This is a genomic window from Tersicoccus mangrovi (assembly GCF_036881825.1).
Classification (GTDB): Bacteria; Actinomycetota; Actinomycetes; order Actinomycetales; family Micrococcaceae; genus Tersicoccus; species Tersicoccus mangrovi.
Genome location: NZ_JBAJMW010000005.1, coordinates 349,432 through 365,878, shown reverse-complemented (window position 1 = coordinate 365,878; position 16,447 = coordinate 349,432). Strand labels below are relative to the sequence as shown.

Sequence of the window (16,447 nt, the reverse complement as noted above, 5' to 3'; positions counted from 1 at the left end):
GGCCGCTCGGTGCGGGCGTGGCCCGGACCGAGTACGCGGGTCCCGGCGGGTGCGCCCCCGACTGTCGGTGCGCGCGTCTAGGCTGGAAGAGCGATGGACTACCTTTTCGACAGCTTCACCCCCGGCACCCAGCGCGACACCGCGGACGAGCGCGGCGGCACCGCCGTCGCCGGTGGCGCCGGCTCGCGCAGCCCCCGGCCGCGCAGCGGCGGGCGCGACGACCAGCACGAGCGCAGCCGTCCCGATCAGCGCCGCTCCGACGACCGCGGGCCGGCGGTGCTCCAGCCCGACGCCGGCAGGGACCGCGACGACAGCGGCCCCGCCGTCCTGCAGCCCGACGCCGGGCGCGACCCGAAGGACTCTCCGCGGGCCCGTGCCCTGCTCGAGGGGCTGAACCCGCAGCAGGAGGAAGCGGTCACTCACGCGGGCGGCCCGCTGCTCATCGTCGCCGGTGCGGGCTCGGGCAAGACCAGGGTCCTGACCCACCGGATCGCCTACCTGCTGGCCACCCACCGCGCGCACCCCGGCGAGATCCTCGCGATCACGTTCACCAACAAGGCCGCGGCCGAGATGCGCGAGCGGGTCGAGGAGCTCGTCGGCGGTCGCGCGAAGATGATGTGGATCTCGACGTTCCACTCGTCCTGCGTGCGGATCCTGCGGCGGGAGGCCGCGTCCGTCGGGCTGAACTCGAACTTCTCCATCTACGACGCCGCGGACTCGCTGCGGCTCATCACGCTCGTCGCCCGCAACCTCGACCTGGACCCCAAGCGGTTCCCGCCACGGTCGATCCAGCACCGCATCTCCGCGCTGAAGAACGAGCTGGTCGACGACGAGGAGTTCGGCGGCCGCGCGGACCTGACCAACCCGATGGAATCCGCCGTCGCCGAGGTGTACCGCGGCTACACGCAGCGGCTGCGCCAGGCCAACGCCATGGACTTCGACGACCTGATCGCCCAGACGGTCTACCTGCTGCGCGCGTTCCCGGCGGTCGCCCAGTCCTACCGGCGGCGTTTCCGGCACATCCTCATCGACGAGTACCAGGACACCAACCACGCGCAGTACGCGCTGGTGCGCGAACTCGTCGGCGACAGTGAGCGCGAGGGCGAGGAGGCGGGGGAGCTGACCGTGGTCGGCGACTCCGACCAGTCGATCTACGCCTTCCGCGGCGCCGACGTGCGCAACATCGTCGACTTCGAGAAGGACTACCCGCAGGCCCGGACCATCCTGCTGGAGCAGAACTACCGCTCGACCCAGACGATCCTCTCGGCCGCGAACGCCGTGATCGCCCGCAATCCGGACCGGCCCGAGAAGCGGCTGTGGACGGCCGAGGGCGCCGGCCCCCGCATCATCGGCTACGCCGGTGAGAACGAGCACGAGGAAGCCCGGTTCATCGCCACCGAGATCGACCGCCTCCAGGACGAGGAGGGCATCCGGCCGGGCGACGTCGCCGTCTTCTACCGCACCAACGCGCAGTCCCGCTCCATCGAGGAGATCCTCATGCGGGTGGGCCTGCCGTACAAGGTGGTCGGCGGCACCCGGTTCTACGAGCGCAAGGAGATCAAGGACGCCCTCGCGTACCTGCGGGTGCTCGTCAACCCGGACGACGACGTCAACCTCCGGCGCATCCTCAACGAGCCCAAACGCGGTATCGGGGACCGGGCCGAGGGCGCCGTCGCCGCCCTCGCCGAACGGGAGCGTATCTCCTTCATGGCGGCCCTGCGCCGGGCCGACGAGGCCCCGGCGATGGCGACCCGTGGGGCGAAGCTCGTCGCCGAGTTCGTCCAGCTGATGGACGACCTGGCCGAGGTCGCCGCGACGTCCGGGGCCTCCGCGGCGCTGGAGGCCATCCTCGAGCAGACCGGGTACCTCGAGTCGCTGCGCCGCAGCCAGGACCCGCAGGACGAGTCGCGCGTGGAGAACCTCGCCGAGCTGCTCGCCGTCGTGCGCGAGTACGAGCAGGAGAACCCCGAGGGCACGCTCGCCCAGTTCCTCGAGCAGGTGTCCCTCGTCGCGGACGCGGACCAGATCCCGTCCTCCCCGGACTCGGTGGAGGCCGAGGTCGCCGAGGCCAAGCGGCTCGGCGTCGTCACCCTGATGACGCTGCACACCGCCAAGGGCCTCGAGTTCCCCGTCGTCTTCCTCACCGGCCTGGAGCACGGGGTGTTCCCGCACCAGCGCTCGATGACGGACCCCGCCGAGCTGGCCGAGGAGCGGCGGCTCGCCTACGTCGGCCTGACCCGCGCCCGCCGCCGGCTCTACCTCACCCGGTCCGAGTACCGCAGCCTGTGGGGCCAGACCCAGTACTTCCCGGCCAGCCAGTTCCTCGAGGAGGTGCCCGCCGACCTGATCGACTGGAAGCGGCAGGGCTCCACGACGAACGCGCAGCGGATGGCGGCCACCACGTGGGACAGCGCCGAGAAGGCCGGCTCCTGGTGGGGCGCCGGTACGTCCCGCGGCGCCGGGTCGCGCTCGGCCGGAGGCGCCGGGTCGCGTGCCGCCGCCGTCGGGCGCGTGCAGCCGGCCAAGGAGGTCCCGCACCTGACCCCGGGGGACCGGGTCGAGCACACGACGTTCGGGCCCGGCACCGTGGTCAGCGTCGAGGGCGCGGGGGACAAGAGCGTCGCGAAGGTGTCCTTCAGCATGGGCGAGAAGCGGCTGCTGTTGCGGTACGCCCCGCTGACCAAGGTCGGCTGAAGCGGGCCCGGCGCCCTGACCGGGAGGCCGCGCCGGTGGCGTCGTCCCGGGTGTGAGACGGCTCACGGACCCCCGTCATCGAGCGGGGCCGGGCCTGCCCGGGCGATACACTGACCGACGGAGCACGCGAGCTCGATCGCTCCACCGCCCCGGTCGCCGGGGGCGCATTCCGCCCAGCTTCGCGCAGGTGACCGGTCCGGACCGCAGACGACTTCGACGTAGAAGGACACTTTCCGTGGACCTGTTTGAATACCAGGCGCGCGATCTCTTCGAGGCACACGGGGTACCCGTGCTGGCCGGGATCGTGGCGCAGACCGCAGACGAGGCTCAGGCCGCCGCAGAGAAGATCGGCGGGGTCACCGTCGTCAAGGCGCAGGTGAAGGTGGGTGGCCGCGGCAAGGCCGGCGGCGTGAAGGTCGCGAAGACCTCCGACGAGGCCCGCGCCCATGCGGAGCAGATCCTCGGCATGGACATCAAGGGCCACGAGGTCAAGCGGGTCATGATCGCGCAGGGCGCCGACATCGCCGAGGAGTACTACTTCTCCGTGCTGCTGGACCGGTCGAACCGCAACTACCTGGCCATGTGCTCCGTCGAGGGTGGCATGGAGATCGAGCAGCTCGCGGTGGAGCGGCCCGAGGCCCTGGCCCGCATCGCCGTGGACCCCGCGGTCGGCATCGACGACGCGAAGGCCGGCGAGATCGTCGACGCCGCCGGGTTCCCCGCCGACATCCGCGACCAGGTGATCGCCACCATCACGAGCCTGTGGACCGTCTTCACCGAGGAGGACGCGACCCTGGTGGAGGTCAACCCGCTGGTCAAGACCGGCGACGGGAAGATCCTGGCCCTCGACGGCAAGGTCTCCCTCGACGAGAACGCCTCCTTCCGCCACCCCGGCCACGAGGCCCTCGAGGACAAGGCCGCGGCCGACCCGCTGGAGGCCAAGGCCAAGGCGGCGGACCTGAACTACGTCAAGCTCGACGGCGAGGTCGGCATCATCGGCAACGGCGCCGGTCTGGTCATGTCCACGCTCGACGTCGTCGCCTACGCGGGCGAGAAGCACGCGGGCGTCAAGCCGGCCAACTTCCTCGACATCGGCGGTGGCGCCTCGGCCGAGGTGATGGCCGCCGGCCTCGACGTGATCCTGAACGACCCGCAGGTCAAGAGTGTGTTCGTCAACGTCTTCGGTGGCATCACCGCGTGCGACGCCGTGGCCAACGGCATCGTCAAGGCGCTCGAGATCCTCGGCGACGAGGCCACCAAGCCGCTCGTCGTCCGCCTGGACGGCAACAAGGTCGACGAGGGCCGCAAGATCCTCGACGACGCCGCCCACCCGATGATCACGCAGGCCGCCACCATGGACGAGGGCGCCGACAAGGCCGCCGAGCTCGCAGCGAAGTAAGGGACGAGAACAACCACCATGTCGATCTTTCTGAACTCCGATTCCAAGGTCATCGTCCAGGGCATCACCGGCGGCGAGGGCACCAAGCACACCGCGCTGATGCTCAAGGCCGGCACCGACGTCGTCGGCGGTGTCAACGCGCGCAAGGCCGGCACCACCGTCAGCCACACCGACAAGGACGGCAACGCCGTCGAGCTGCCCGTCTTCGGCTCCGTCGCCGAGGCCATGGAGAAGACCGGCGCCAACACCTCGGTGCTGTTCGTGCCGCCGGCCTTCACCAAGGACGCCGTCATGGAGGCCATCGACGCCGGCATCGGCCTCGCGGTCGTCATCACCGAGGGCGTGCCCGTGCAGGACTCCGCCGAGTTCTGGGCGCACGCCCAGGCCACGACGGACGAGAACGGCAAGCAGCGCACCCAGATCATCGGGCCCAACTGCCCCGGCATCATCACCCCGGGTGAGGCCCTCGCCGGCATCACCCCGGCGAACATCACCGGCAAGGGCGGCGTGGGCCTGGTCTCCAAGTCCGGCACCCTGACCTACCAGATGATGTACGAGCTGCGGGATCTCGGCTTCTCCACCGCCATCGGCATCGGCGGCGACCCGATCGTGGGCACCACCCACATCGACGCCCTCGCCGCGTTCGAGGCGGACCCGGAGACCAAGGCCATCGTGATGATCGGCGAGATCGGCGGCGACGCCGAGGAGCGGGCCGCCGAGTACATCAAGGCGAACGTCACCAAGCCGGTCGTCGGCTACGTTGCCGGCTTCACCGCTCCCGAAGGCAAGACGATGGGCCACGCCGGCGCCATCGTCTCCGGCTCCGCGGGCACCGCGCAGGCGAAGAAGGAGGCCCTCGAGGCAGCCGGCGTCAAGGTCGGGAAGACCCCGTCCGAGACCGCCGCGCTGCTGCGCGAGGTCTACTCCGCCTGATCCACCCCGCACCACACGGCACCACCACGCTCGGCCCGTTCCCGGAATCCTCCGGGGGCGGGCCGTCGTCGTCAGGCCGTCCTCGCAGGGCCTGCCGTGGCATCCGGTGACGACCCGGCGCGCCGCCCGGCGACACGCCGCACGCCGGTAGGAACGCGCCCGCGAAGAGGAGCACCGCCTAACATTCCGGGGGCCGTGCCGACAGTGAAGGGTGACCCCTGTCCCCACCGGAAGAGTTTCCGATGCGCTTGCTGCACCGCCCTGCCGCCCTGGTCCTGACGTTCCTGCTGAGTATCACCACGGTCGGGACGGTGTTCGTGGCTCCCGCCTCGGCCACGACGAGCCCGGCGCCCGGGCTGCCTCCGGCGGGCCCGATCGGTGGCGTCACGGGCGGGAGCCCCGAGTCCGTCGCCGGCGTCGGACGGGCGCCCAAGGGCAGCACGACGGCCGAGGCGAGGCAGGCCGCGCAGGCCGCCGGCGGCACGACGGCCCAGCGCGCCGGGGTCATCCAGGTGACCCTCGCGCCCGTTCAGCTGGCGGACAGCACGACGACGCTGAGCGCCACCGACGTCACCGCGGCGAAGAACGCGGTCGCCGCCGCGAGCGCCTACTGGAGCACGATGACCAACGGGCGGGTCTCCCTCACGGTCGCCTCCACGCTCACCGGCCTGAAGTCGGCGGCCACCTCCACGCAGAGCTCCTACACGATCCTCACCACCGTCAGCGACGAGCTGACGAAGGCCAACAAGTGGATCGCCGGTGACTACCGGGCCCTCGTGGTCGTCGTCCCGGGCGCCCAGCTCGAGTACGGCACGCTCGGCTACGGCATGACCACCAACGGCACGGGCGGCGAGGTCCTGCTGCCGAAGCCGGGCGCGTACACCCTCACGAACAACGTCACCGCCCACGAGTTCGGCCACACGCTCGGGCTGATGCACGCCGACGCGCTCCAGTGTGGCAGCGGCGCCTCCGACGTCGGCGCCAAAGCGGACGGCTCCTTCACCGACAGCAGCTGCTCCATCCGCGAGTACGGCGACACGACGGACCTGATGGGATACGCCCAGAACTCCCTGCCCACGATCAGCTCCAGCTTCTGGGACTACGGCGGATTCGGCCGCGGTGACGAGATCCTCGACGCCGGCGTCGCCGTCGGGCGCAAGACCTACACGCTGACGGCGTGGGAGGGCACCGCGGCGAACCGCGCGGTCAAGTTCACCGACCCCCGCAGCGGCGAGGTCTACTACCTCGAACTGCGGCTGCCCGTCGGGTACGACGTCAACACCGCGGTCGGCGGCAACAAGGGCGTCAAGATCGTCCAGCTCGGCGGCCGGACGGCGTCGAGCTCGCTGATCCTCATGCCCGACACGCACCCGTTCTCCGGGTACTACGCCACCAACCAGGCCTGGCAGGCCGGCCAGACGTTCACGACCCACGCCGGCACGACCGTGAAGATCGAGGCGATCACCGCGACGTCGGCCACCGTGACCGTCGACGCCGACGGGGGCCTCTCGGTGGCCTCCCTCCTCAGCGCGGCGGCGACCCGCAACGCGCTCGGCACGGCCCTCGCCGCCCCCGTCAGCGGTCTCGTGGACGACGGCGCCTACCAGTCCTACCAGCGCGGCGTGATCGTCTACTCGCCGGCCACCGGCGCGATGGTGTCCAAGGGCGCGGTCCGTGGGGCGTGGGGACGGCAGGGCTTCGAGAAGGGCCGGCTCGGGTACCCGACGACCGACGAGGTCTCCGGGCAGGCCGCCGGGGGCGTCTACCAGACGTACCAGGGGGCGACCATCGTGTGGTCCTCGGCCACCGGCGCCCGGATCTCCGAGGGCGCGATCCGCGGCGCGTGGGGCCGGCAGAACTACCAGAACGGCCGGCTGGGCTACCCGACGACGGATGAGGTCCGCGGGTTGCGCAACGGCGGCGTCTACCAGATCTACCAGGGCGCGACGATCCTGTGGTCCTCCGCGAGCGGCGCGCACATCGTCCAGGGCGCCATCCGCGGCGCCTGGGCGAAGCAGGGCTCGCAGGACGGGCGGCTCGGCTACCCGCTGACCGACGAGTACGTCAACGCCGCGGGGCAGGTCCAGCAGGACTACCAGGGCGGACGAATCACCTGGTCCTCGGCGACCGGCGTCCGCGTGGGGTACTGATTCCGCACACCACGCACCACGCACGACGACGGCCCGCTCCCGGTCACTCGGGGGCGGGCCGTCGTCGTCAGGGGTGTCAGTGGTCGTTCGCGGGTGCGTGCGTCAGGGCGTCGTTGAGCCGGGCGGTGGCGGCGATGTCGTCGGTGCGCTACGCGTCGCGCCGTTCGCGCCCGATCCGTGTGTACGCCTCGACCTCGCCCGCCTCGAGCGCCGCCATCGTCTCGGCGAGGAAGTCCTCCAGAGGCATCGCCCGCGCATCGGTCAGGTTGACCGGCATCAGCGCGGTCCGGGTGTAGGGCGGGGCGACCTCGATGATCTCGGGCGCCTCGCCGGCCAGCCGGTACCGCAGCGACAAGGTGTACGAGTGCATCGCGGCCTTCGTCGCCGAGTACAGCGAGGACGACGCCAGGGGCGCATAGCCGAGCATCGACGTCACGTTGAGGATCGCCGAGTGCGGGGTGGCCTTCAGATGGTCGATGAACGCGGAGATCATCCGGACGGGGCCGAGCAGGTTCGTCCCCACGACGCGGGTGAGGTCCTCGTCGTCCACCGGGGCCGCGGGGTCGTCGCCGACCATGATGCCCGCGTTGTTGACCAGCACGTTCAGGTCCGGGTGCCGGGCGAGCAGGTCGGTGGCGACGGCGGTGATGCTCGCCGGGTCGGCGACATCCAGCTCGACGCTCTCCATGCCGGGGTTCGCCGCCGTGACCTCGTCCAGCACGGCCGCCCGGCGGCCCGCGATGATGACGGTGTTGCCGCGTCGCCACAGCTCCTCGGCCAGGGTCCGGCCGATGCCGGTGCCGCCGCCGGTGACGAGGACGGTGTTGCCCGTCAGTTCCATGCTTCTCCCTTGCGGTGGGCGTCCCACTGTCGCGCGTGGGCGCTGTCAGCCTGCTGATCTTCTCGCCGTCGATCGTACGGTGGGCCGGCGGTCGGCTCCGCTACCACGTCGGTCAGGACGCGCGGATGACGAAACGTGACGGCCGGGTGGTCGCGCATCCTCGCCGTCGGCCGTTAGCGTGGCCGACGAAGAATCATGAGTTCCAGCCATGCGGCCCTGGCCGGCTGGACGGCAACCCTCGCCGCTGTCGTGGGGTGCCCCAGGTGACGATTCGGCCCGCGTGCCAACGCCGTGGGCAAGGATGGCGGCCTGAAGGGCACGCCCGGATTCCCAAGGGGGAACCCATGCTCGACGCCAGCAGGAGCGCGCTCACCCGCAAGCGCATCCTCGGATCGGCCTTCGTCGGCACCACCATCGAGTGGTACGACTTCTATCTCTACGGCACGGCCGCGGCCCTGATCTTCTCCACCCAGTTCTTCCCGCACGGCTCGGCACTGGGCGGGATCCTCGCCTCCTTTGCGACCTTCGCGATCGCCTTCTTCTTCCGGCCGATCGGCGGCATCATCGCCGGGCACCTCGGCGACCGGATCGGCCGCAAGTCGCTGCTCGTCATCTCGCTGCTCACGATGGGCGTCGCGACCACCGGCATCGGGCTGCTGCCCACCTTCGCGGTCGGCGGCTGGTTCACCGTCGTCGCCGTCATCGTGCTGCGCCTGGCGCAGGGCCTGTCGGCCGGCGCCGAATGGGGAGGGTCCGCGCTGCTCTCCGTCGAGCACGCCCCCGCCCAGCACCGGGGCTTCTTCGGCAGCTTCACCCAGATCGGCTCGGCCGCGGGGATGCTGCTGGCGACGTCCGCGTTCGCCGGCAGCCGCGCCGCGCTGGGGGAGCAGGCGTTCCTCGCTTGGGGATGGCGGCTGCCGTTCCTGGCCAGCGCCCTGCTCGTCGCCGTCGGCCTGTGGATCCGGCTCGGCGTCAAGGACGCCCGCGAGTTCACCGAGGTGCGGGAGGCCGGGACTACCGCGGCCGCCCCGGTCCGCGAGGTGCTGCGCCACCACTGGCGCGGCGTGCTCGTCGCGATCGGGCAGCGCCTCGTCCAGCCGGCCATCTACTCGATCCTGACCGTCTACACCCTCACCTACGTGACCGCGAAGCGCGGCGACGCAGGCAGCGTGCTGGCCGCGGTGCTGATCTGCTCCGCGCTCGGCCTGATCTCGGGGCCGTTCTGGGGCGGCCTGTCCGATCGCTGGGGACGACGGCGCATCAGCCTCATCTCGGCCGCCCTGGGCGGGGTGCTGGTGTGGCCGTACTTCGTGTTCCTCGACAGCGGGCCGCTCGCCCTCCTGCCGCTGGTCTACATCCTGGCCATGAACGGCATCCACGACGCCATCTACGGCCCGCAGGCCGCGTGGTTCGCCGAGCAGTTCCCGGTGCACGTGCGCTACAGCGGCGTCAGTCTCGGCTACCAGATCGGCACTATCCTCTCCGGCGGCCTCACGCCGTTCATCGCCGCCGGCCTGCTCGCCCTCGGCGGCAACGCACCGTGGCTGATCTGCGCGTACATCAGCGTGCTCGCCGTCGCCAGCGTGATCTCCGCGGCGGCCGCCGCCGACCCGGTGGGCGACGCCCGTCGCGCCGGGCTGGAGCTCGACGCCGACGCCCCGACCGATGCCGCCGTCACCGGCTCCGACCCGGTTCCCGCCGGTGTCGGCGCGGCGGCGGCCTCACAGACGAAGGGATTCACCCGTGCCTGACAGCTCGACCCGACCGAACGAGAACCGACCGAACGAGAACCGAGCGAACGAGACGCGGCCCCTGCTGCTGAGCGCCTTCGACATGCCCACCCCGGTGCACCAGAGCCCGGGACTGTGGCGCCACCCCGAGGACCGCAGCAGCGAGTACACCGACATCGGCTACTGGGTGCAGCTGGCCCAGACCCTCGAGCAGGGCGGCTTCCACAACCTGTTCTTCGCCGACGTGCTCGGCCAGTACGACGTCTACCGCGGCAGCGCCGACGAGGCCGTCCGCGGGGGCGTGCAGTACCCGCTGCTGGACCCGACCGTGCTGGTGCCCGCGCTCGCGCAGGCCACGACGCGGCTCGGTTTCGGCGTCACCGCGTCGACCGGCTACGAACACCCCTATCTGCTGGCCCGGCGCCTGAGCACCCTGGACCACGTGACCCGCGGCCGTCTCGCGTGGAACATCGTCACCTCCTACCAGGACTCGGCGGCCCGGAACCTGGGGCTCACGCAGCAGCTCGGTCACGACGCCCGGTACGAGCGGGCCGAGGAGTACCTCGACGTGCTCTACAGACTCTGGGAGGGGACCTTCGACGACGGCGCAGTCCGCCGCGACCGGGAGTCCGGCGTCTACACGGATCCCGCGGGCGTGCGCGGCGCGGGGCACGAGGGCGAGGCCTTCTCCGTGCCGGGCCCGGCGCTGGTGGAGCCCTCGCCGCAGCGCACTCCGTACCTGTTCCAGGCCGGCGCCTCCTCCCGCGGGCAGCAGTTCGCGGCCCGGCACGCCGAGGCCATCTTCCTCATCGGGCACACCCCGCAGGTCGTGGCCGGCTGGGTGCGGACCATCCGGGAGCAGGTCGCCGCCGAGGGCCGCGACCCCCGCAGCGTCAAGATCCTCACCGGCGTCACGGTGATCGCGGACCGGACCGACGAGGCCGCCCGGGAGCGGCTGGAGAGCTACCGGCCGTACGTGGACGTCGACGCCGCGCTCGCGCTGTTCGCCGGGTGGACCGGAGTGGACCTGTCCACGGCCGACCCAGACGCGCCGCTCGAACACGCCGTCACGGACGCCAACCAGTCCGCGCTCGCCGCGTTCACGAAGCTGGACGCCGACGCGCGGTGGACCCCGCGCCGGCTCGCCGAGTTCGTCGGCATCGGCGGCCGCGGCCCGGTCATCACCGGCTCCGGCGCGACCGTGGCGGACGAGCTCGAGCGCTGGGTCGCGGAGGCGGACGTCGACGGCTTCAACGTCATCTCGGCGGTGCGGCCCGCGGACACCGAGTCCTTCGTCCGCCGCGTCAGCCCCGAGCTGTTCCGCCGCGGCATGCTCGAGCCGGCCCGGGCCGGAGCGACGCTGCGTGAGACGCTCTCCGGTGCGGGTCCGGCGCTGCCGGCCGACCACCACGGGGCCGGCTTCCGGCACGCCCGGGTCTGAGACACGACAGCACGACAGCACGAAGGGCGGTCACCGCGCGGTGGCCGCCCTTCGTCGCTCTCATGCCGGCAGCGGGATCATTCCCGCTGCCACGGGAATCGGAGCCGCCGGCTGCTGCCCGCGTAGATCGGCTCGCCGCCCGCCGTCGCGTCGACGGCCGGGATGGCGCCGGTCTCCGGGGCGTCGGACCGGCGGGTGACCAGATCGAACTTCTGGTGCCCGTGCTCCTCGACCCCGTCGCGGATGGTCCGCCGCATGATCGACTCGGAGAGCTGCCGCCGCAACCAGATGGGGTCCCGCTGCAGGTCCTTCACCAGCGCCACGCACAACAGGACCATCACGATGACGAACGGCAGCGAGGACACGATCGTCATGTTCTGCAGCCCCGTGAGGGCCTCGTCGGGCTTGTCCCCACCGGCCAGGAGCATCACCGCCGCGACGGCGCCCATGAGCACGCCCCAGAACACGACGAGCGGCTTGCGGGGCTCCATCGTGCCGTTCGAGGAGAGCGAGCCCATGACGATCGACGCCGAGTCCGCTCCGGTGACGAAGAAGATCGCCGTCAGGATCATCGCGAGGATCACGAGGGCGCCGAGCAGCCACGGCTCCAGCGCCAGGTTCTGGAACATCACGTAGATCGTCGAGCTCGAGTCGCTGATCGCGTCGGCCAGGCCGCCGTCCGGGTTCTGCTGGAGCTGGAAGATCGCCGTGCCGCCGAAGATGGCGAACCAGATGACCGAGATGACCGAGGGCACGAGCAGCACCCCGGTGACGAACTGCCGGATGGTGCGCCCGCGGCTGATCCGGGCGATGAACAGGCCGACGAAGGGCGTCCAGGAGATCCACCACGCCCAGTAGAAGATGGTCCAGCCCGAGAGCCATGCGGCCATCCCGTCCCCGCCGGTCGCGGAGGTCCGTGACGCCATCTCGGCCAGGTCCCGGAAGTAGTCGCCGACCGCCGCGGGGATGAGGTTGAGGATGAACAGCGACGGGCCCACCACGAAGATGAACACCGCGAGCACGACGGCCAGCACCGAGTTCGTGTTGGCGAGCCACTGGATGCCGCGTTCGATGCCGGAGACCGCCGAGGCGACGAAGGCGGCGGTCAGCAGGGCGATGATGAGCACGAGCACCGGGGTGGCGCTCTCGCCGATCACGCCGTTGAACTGCAGCCCGGCGCCGATCTGCAGGGCGCCGAGGCCCAGGGAGGCGGCCGAGCCGAACAGCGTCGCGAAGATCGCGAGCATGTTGATCACCTTGCCGCCCCAGCCGTCGACGCCGCGGCGCCCGAACAGCGGGACGAACGCCTCCGAGAGCAGGTTCTTCCGGCCGAGCCGGAACGTGCTGTAGGCGATCGCGATGCCGACGACGGCGTAGATCGCCCACGGGTGCAGGGTCCAGTGGAACAGGGACGTGGCCATCGCCGTCTGGACCGCGGCGGGCGTGCGCCCGTCGACCGTTCCCGGCGGCGGCGTCACGAAGTGGGTGAGCGGCTCGGCGACGCCGAAGAACATGAGCCCGATGCCCATGCCGCACGCGAACATCATCGAGATCCAGGAGCCGGTGCGGAACTCCGGCGCCTCCCCGTCCCGGCCCAGGGGAATCCGGCCGTACCGGCCGAGTGCGAGCCACAGGACGAAGACGACGAAGAGGGAGGCCACCAGCACGTAGAGCCAGCCGGCCGAGTCGAGCACCCAGGTCAGGGCGCCCTTGGCGACGGTGGACAGGGTGCCCGGACTGAGGAAGCCCCAGATCACCAGCCCGAGCACGACGGCGCCGACGATGCCGATGATCCACGGGTCGAGCCGGCCCACCTCCTCACCGTCCGCGAAGCCGCGCCGCGCCTCGCGCCTGGTCTGCCGGAGCGTGTCGAGGAGGTCGGACTCCTGCTCGGCGACCGTGTCGGAGCCGTCGAGCAGCACCGGGGGGACGTCCTCCGGCGGGGGCTCGCTCAACGGGGAGGCGGTCTCGTCGTGATCGATGCTCATCGAAGCTCCCTCTCCGGAGCGCGCTGCTGCACCCCGTGCATGCGGTTCGCGACGCCCGGCGCCGCGCGGGCACCCTACAGACTCACTCCCGGTGGCAGGTTGGGCGCATCGGCGGACTCCTCGACCATCACGTCCCCGTCGACGACCTCCACCCGGTGCACCCGCACGGGGCGCTTCGCCGGGGGCGCGTCGACCTGGCCGGTCCGCAGATCGAAGCGCGACGCGTGGAGCGGGCACTCGACCTCGCACCCCTCGAGCCAGCCGTCCGCGAGGGACGCGTCCTGGTGGGTGCAGGTGTCGTCGACGGCGAACACCTCGCCGTCGTCGGTCCGGAACACCGCGATCGGTGGAGTGGTCTCCAGCCGCAGTGATTCTCCCGGAGAAAGCTCGTCCAGTGAGCAGGCCCGGTGCACGGTGACTCCCTTCCCCGGAGCCGGCAGGACCCCGGTGATCAGACCAGCATCGATGCCACGTCCGACGCGCGTCAACCCTTTCCGTGTAAGAAGTATGTGACAGATATACAAGACTGCCGAAACATCAATTTCACCTGCCGCGGATGCTTGACACGGCTTCCTCGGGACCGGCACGCTGGACCGCATCGGTGGCCCGGACGGCGCTCCGGCAACGTCCCGGTCGCCGTGATTCCCCGGCCCGTCGGCCGGTACCAGCGGCGCGTGAGGTGGAGCGTTTGCAGTCGATCATCATCGTGGGAGCATCCCTGGCGGGGCTGAGCACCGCCCGAGCACTGCGGGCCGCCGGGTTCTGCGGTGAGGTCACCGTCGTGGGCGCGGAGGACCACCGCCCGTACGACCGGCCGCCCCTGAGCAAGGACTACCTGCGCGGCAGCTGCTCGACGGCCGACCTGGCGCTCGAGACGGACGAGGACCTCGGCGCACGGTGGCTTCTCGGCGCCCCCGCGGTCGGGCTCGACGCCGCGGCCCGCCGGGTGAGCCTCGCGGACGGGACGACGGTGGCCGCCGACGGCGTCGTGCTGGCCACCGGGGCGGACGCCGTCGACCACCCGCTCCTGCCCGTCGGGCTCAACGTGCACACGCTGCGCACGATGGCCGACGCCGAACGGCTCCGCGCGGACCTGGGCCCGGGCCGGCGCCTCGTGATCGTCGGAGCCGGCTTCATCGGCACCGAGATCGCCGCGAGTGCCGCGGCGCTGGGCGCCGACGTCACCCTGCTGAGCCAGGACGCAGTGCCGCTGCGGCGCGCCCTCGGCGAGCCGATCGGCGACTTCCTCGCGGGCGAGCACCGCGCGCACGGGGTGCGGGTGATCGCCCCGGCTCGCATCGTCGACGTCGCCATCGATACAGACACCGCCATAGATACAGACACCGCCGGCACCGGCACAGAAATTACTGGTACCAGGGTCACCGCGCTGCGGTTGGGCGACGGCACCGTGGTGTCGGCTGACGTGGTCGTCGTCGGGATCGGATCCCGGGCCGCCACCGGCTGGCTCGGGGGGTCGGGCCTGCGGCTCGCCGCGGACGGCGGTGTGCTGTGCGACGAGGCCGGCCGCGCGCTGCGCGCGGTGGATGACGGGGCCGAGGGCGAGACGGAGGATGTCGTCGACGGCGTCGTGGCGGTCGGTGACTGCGCCGCCTGGTGGGACGCGTCCCGCGGCGCCCACCACCGGCTCGAGCACTGGACCGGGGCCGTCGAGCGGGCCGGCGTGGTCGCCGGCGTGCTGCTGCAGGAGCCGGGGCGGCCGTGCCGCGCCCCCTACTTCTGGTCCGATCAGTACGACCTGCGGCTGCAGGTCGCCGGGGTCGTCACCGGGCACGACGAGATGCGGATCGAGGAGGGCAGCCTCGCCGACCGCTCCTTCCTGGCCCGCTACTACCGGGCCGGCCGGCCCGTCGCGGTGCTCGGCGTCAACGCGCCGCGCCTCTTCACCCGGGCCCGCCGGGCGCTCGGCACCGCGGGCAGCGCGGCCGACGGCAGTGTCGGCAGCACGGTCGACGGCACCGGAACCGCGCTCGCGTCCTGACCCGCCTGTCGGCCCTCCGGGCCGGCCTTCCGCGCCGGCGGCGTCCGGTTCTCTCCCGAACCCGCACACGAGCCCATCTCTATCCTTCGTCACCCGTCCCGAGCGGAGCACCCATGAACCCCCTGGCCCGGATCTCCGAGAGCCTCATTCCCACCCTGCCCGGCCACACCTACGTGGACCCGGCCGTGTTCGCCGCCGAACAGGACCGCATCTTCGAACAGATGTGGTTCTGCGCCGTCCGCGCGGACGACCTCGACAAGCCCGGCGCGTGGCGTACCGCGCAGGTCGGCCGCGAGTCCGTCGTCATCACCCGCAACCGGAAGATGGAGCTGCGGGCGTACTACAACATCTGCCGGCACCGCGGCGTCAAGCTGTGCATGGAGGACGCCGGACAGGCGAACCGTGCGTTCCAGTGCCCCTACCACGCGTGGACCTACGACCTGGACGGCAAGCTGATCGCCGCCCCCAACCTGACGAAGATGCCGGACATCGACCGGAAGGCCTACGGGCTCGTCGACGTCGCCGTCCGCGAGTACCTCGGCTACGTGTGGGTGTGCCTGGCGCCGGAGCCGCCGTCGTTCGAGGAGGACGTCGTCGGCGCCATCGAGGAGCGACTCGGCGACGCGCACGCCATCGACGGGTACGACATCGAGCACCTGAGCCTCGGCCGGCGCATCGTCTACGACGTCAAGGCCAACTGGAAGCTCATCATCGAGAACTTCATGGAGTGCTACCACTGCGCCACCATCCACCCCGAGCTGACCGAGGTGCTGCCCGAGTTCGCCGACGGGCTGGCCGCCCAGTACTTCGTGGGCCACGGCGCCGAGTTCGGCGGGGACGTGCAGGGGTTCACGATCGACGGATCCGCCGGCGTCGACAAGCTGCCCGGCGTCGACGACGACCACGACCGGCGCTACTACGCGGTGACCATCAAGCCCACGGTGTTCGTCAACCTCGTCCCGGACCACGTCATCATCCACCGGATGTTCCCGCTCGCCGTCGACCACACCGTGATCGAGTGCGACTGGCTGTACCTGCCCTCGGTCGTCGAGTCCGGCCGGGACCTGGCCGCCTCCGTCGAGCTGTTCCACCGGGTCAACCAGCAGGACTTCGACGCCTGCGAGCGCTGCCAGCCCGCGATGGGCTCACGCATCTACGCCGAGGGCGGGGTGCTGGTACCGAGCGAGCACCACATCGGGCTCTTCCACGACTGGGTGCTCGAGCGCCTTGCCGACGTCGAGACCACCTGACGCGCCACCGGCGCCCGCCTCG

General features: G+C 71.5%; 11 protein-coding genes and 1 riboswitch. Of the genes, 8 read left to right on the top strand and 3 right to left on the bottom strand.

Annotation, left to right across the window (positions count from 1 at the left end; genetic code table 11):
* The first annotated feature begins 93 nt into the window (after window positions 1-93).
* From pcrA to V6N00_RS12185, 4 genes are all read left to right on the top strand, one after another.
* Window positions 94-2,694, top strand: a complete 2,601-nt coding sequence (pcrA, locus tag V6N00_RS12200) for a DNA helicase PcrA (protein ID WP_334232683.1) — start codon at window positions 94-96, stop codon at window positions 2,692-2,694.
* 235 nt (window positions 2,695-2,929) lie between these two features.
* Window positions 2,930-4,093 (top strand): ADP-forming succinate--CoA ligase subunit beta, encoded by a 1,164-nt coding sequence (sucC, locus tag V6N00_RS12195; RefSeq protein ID WP_334232682.1) that lies wholly within the window; start codon window positions 2,930-2,932, stop codon window positions 4,091-4,093.
* Between the two features lie 18 nt (window positions 4,094-4,111).
* Window positions 4,112-5,026 carry a succinate--CoA ligase subunit alpha gene (gene sucD / locus V6N00_RS12190; protein ID WP_334232681.1) on the top strand — a complete coding sequence of 305 codons (915 nt, stop codon included), beginning with the start codon at window positions 4,112-4,114 and terminating at the stop codon, window positions 5,024-5,026.
* Between the two features lie 242 nt (window positions 5,027-5,268).
* Complete coding sequence (locus V6N00_RS12185) at window positions 5,269-7,176, top strand: LGFP repeat-containing protein (protein WP_334232679.1); 1,908 nt, start codon at window positions 5,269-5,271, stop codon at window positions 7,174-7,176.
* 148 nt (window positions 7,177-7,324) lie between these two features.
* On the opposite strand, the gene V6N00_RS12180 is transcribed toward V6N00_RS12185, so the two are convergent.
* Window positions 7,325-8,017, bottom strand: coding sequence for an SDR family oxidoreductase (locus V6N00_RS12180; protein ID WP_334232677.1), 693 nt, complete (start codon window positions 8,015-8,017; stop codon window positions 7,325-7,327).
* A 191-nt stretch (window positions 8,018-8,208) separates the two neighbouring features.
* Window positions 8,209-8,325: riboswitch (SAM riboswitch) on the top strand.
* Window positions 8,326-8,361: 36 nt separating this feature from the next.
* On the opposite strand from V6N00_RS12180, the gene V6N00_RS12175 reads away from it, so the two are divergent.
* Together V6N00_RS12175 and V6N00_RS12170 are read left to right on the top strand one after the other, a co-directional pair.
* The gene (locus tag V6N00_RS12175) at window positions 8,362-9,768 is read left to right on the top strand and encodes an MFS transporter (protein WP_334232676.1); all 1,407 of its coding nucleotides are present in this window, start codon (window positions 8,362-8,364) and stop codon (window positions 9,766-9,768) included.
* Window positions 9,761-11,188 carry an LLM class flavin-dependent oxidoreductase gene (locus V6N00_RS12170; protein WP_334232674.1) on the top strand — a complete coding sequence of 476 codons (1,428 nt, stop codon included), beginning with the start codon at window positions 9,761-9,763 and terminating at the stop codon, window positions 11,186-11,188. Before V6N00_RS12175 ends, V6N00_RS12170 begins: the two co-directional genes overlap by 8 nt.
* Before the next feature lie 77 nt (window positions 11,189-11,265).
* Here V6N00_RS12170 and V6N00_RS12165 read toward each other — a convergent pair whose 3' ends face one another.
* Both V6N00_RS12165 and V6N00_RS12160 read right to left on the bottom strand, forming a co-directional pair.
* Window positions 11,266-13,176, bottom strand: coding sequence for a BCCT family transporter (locus V6N00_RS12165; RefSeq protein ID WP_334232672.1), 1,911 nt, complete (start codon window positions 13,174-13,176; stop codon window positions 11,266-11,268).
* 74 nt (window positions 13,177-13,250) lie between these two features.
* On the bottom strand, window positions 13,251-13,589 hold the full coding sequence (locus V6N00_RS12160) for a bifunctional 3-phenylpropionate/cinnamic acid dioxygenase ferredoxin subunit (RefSeq protein ID WP_334232752.1): 339 nt from the start codon (window positions 13,587-13,589) through the stop codon (window positions 13,251-13,253).
* Between the two features lie 293 nt (window positions 13,590-13,882).
* On the opposite strand from V6N00_RS12160, the gene V6N00_RS12155 reads away from it, so the two are divergent.
* Both V6N00_RS12155 and V6N00_RS12150 read left to right on the top strand, forming a co-directional pair.
* Entirely contained in the window at window positions 13,883-15,175 is a 1,293-nt protein-coding gene (locus V6N00_RS12155) for an NAD(P)/FAD-dependent oxidoreductase (protein WP_334232671.1), read from the top strand.
* A gap of 113 nt (window positions 15,176-15,288) precedes the next feature.
* Window positions 15,289-16,425 carry an aromatic ring-hydroxylating oxygenase subunit alpha gene (locus tag V6N00_RS12150; protein ID WP_334232669.1) on the top strand — a complete coding sequence of 379 codons (1,137 nt, stop codon included), beginning with the start codon at window positions 15,289-15,291 and terminating at the stop codon, window positions 16,423-16,425.
* Window positions 16,426-16,447 lie beyond the last annotated feature (22 nt).

What these genes read in the sequence shown, in the direction of transcription:
- pcrA (WP_334232683.1), top strand. Translation starts at nt 94, where the DNA reads ATGGACTACCTTTTCGACAGCTTCACCCCCGGCACCCAGCGCGACACC.
- sucD (WP_334232681.1), top strand. Translation starts at nt 4,112, where the DNA reads ATGTCGATCTTTCTGAACTCCGATTCCAAGGTCATCGTCCAGGGCATC.
- V6N00_RS12185 (WP_334232679.1), top strand. Translation starts at nt 5,269, where the DNA reads ATGCGCTTGCTGCACCGCCCTGCCGCCCTGGTCCTGACGTTCCTGCTG.
- V6N00_RS12180 (WP_334232677.1), bottom strand. Translation starts at nt 8,017, where the DNA reads ATGGAACTGACGGGCAACACCGTCCTCGTCACCGGCGGCGGCACCGGC.
- V6N00_RS12175 (WP_334232676.1), top strand. Translation starts at nt 8,362, where the DNA reads ATGCTCGACGCCAGCAGGAGCGCGCTCACCCGCAAGCGCATCCTCGGA.
- V6N00_RS12165 (WP_334232672.1), bottom strand. Translation starts at nt 13,176, where the DNA reads ATGAGCATCGATCACGACGAGACCGCCTCCCCGTTGAGCGAGCCCCCG.
- V6N00_RS12150 (WP_334232669.1), top strand. Translation starts at nt 15,289, where the DNA reads ATGAACCCCCTGGCCCGGATCTCCGAGAGCCTCATTCCCACCCTGCCC.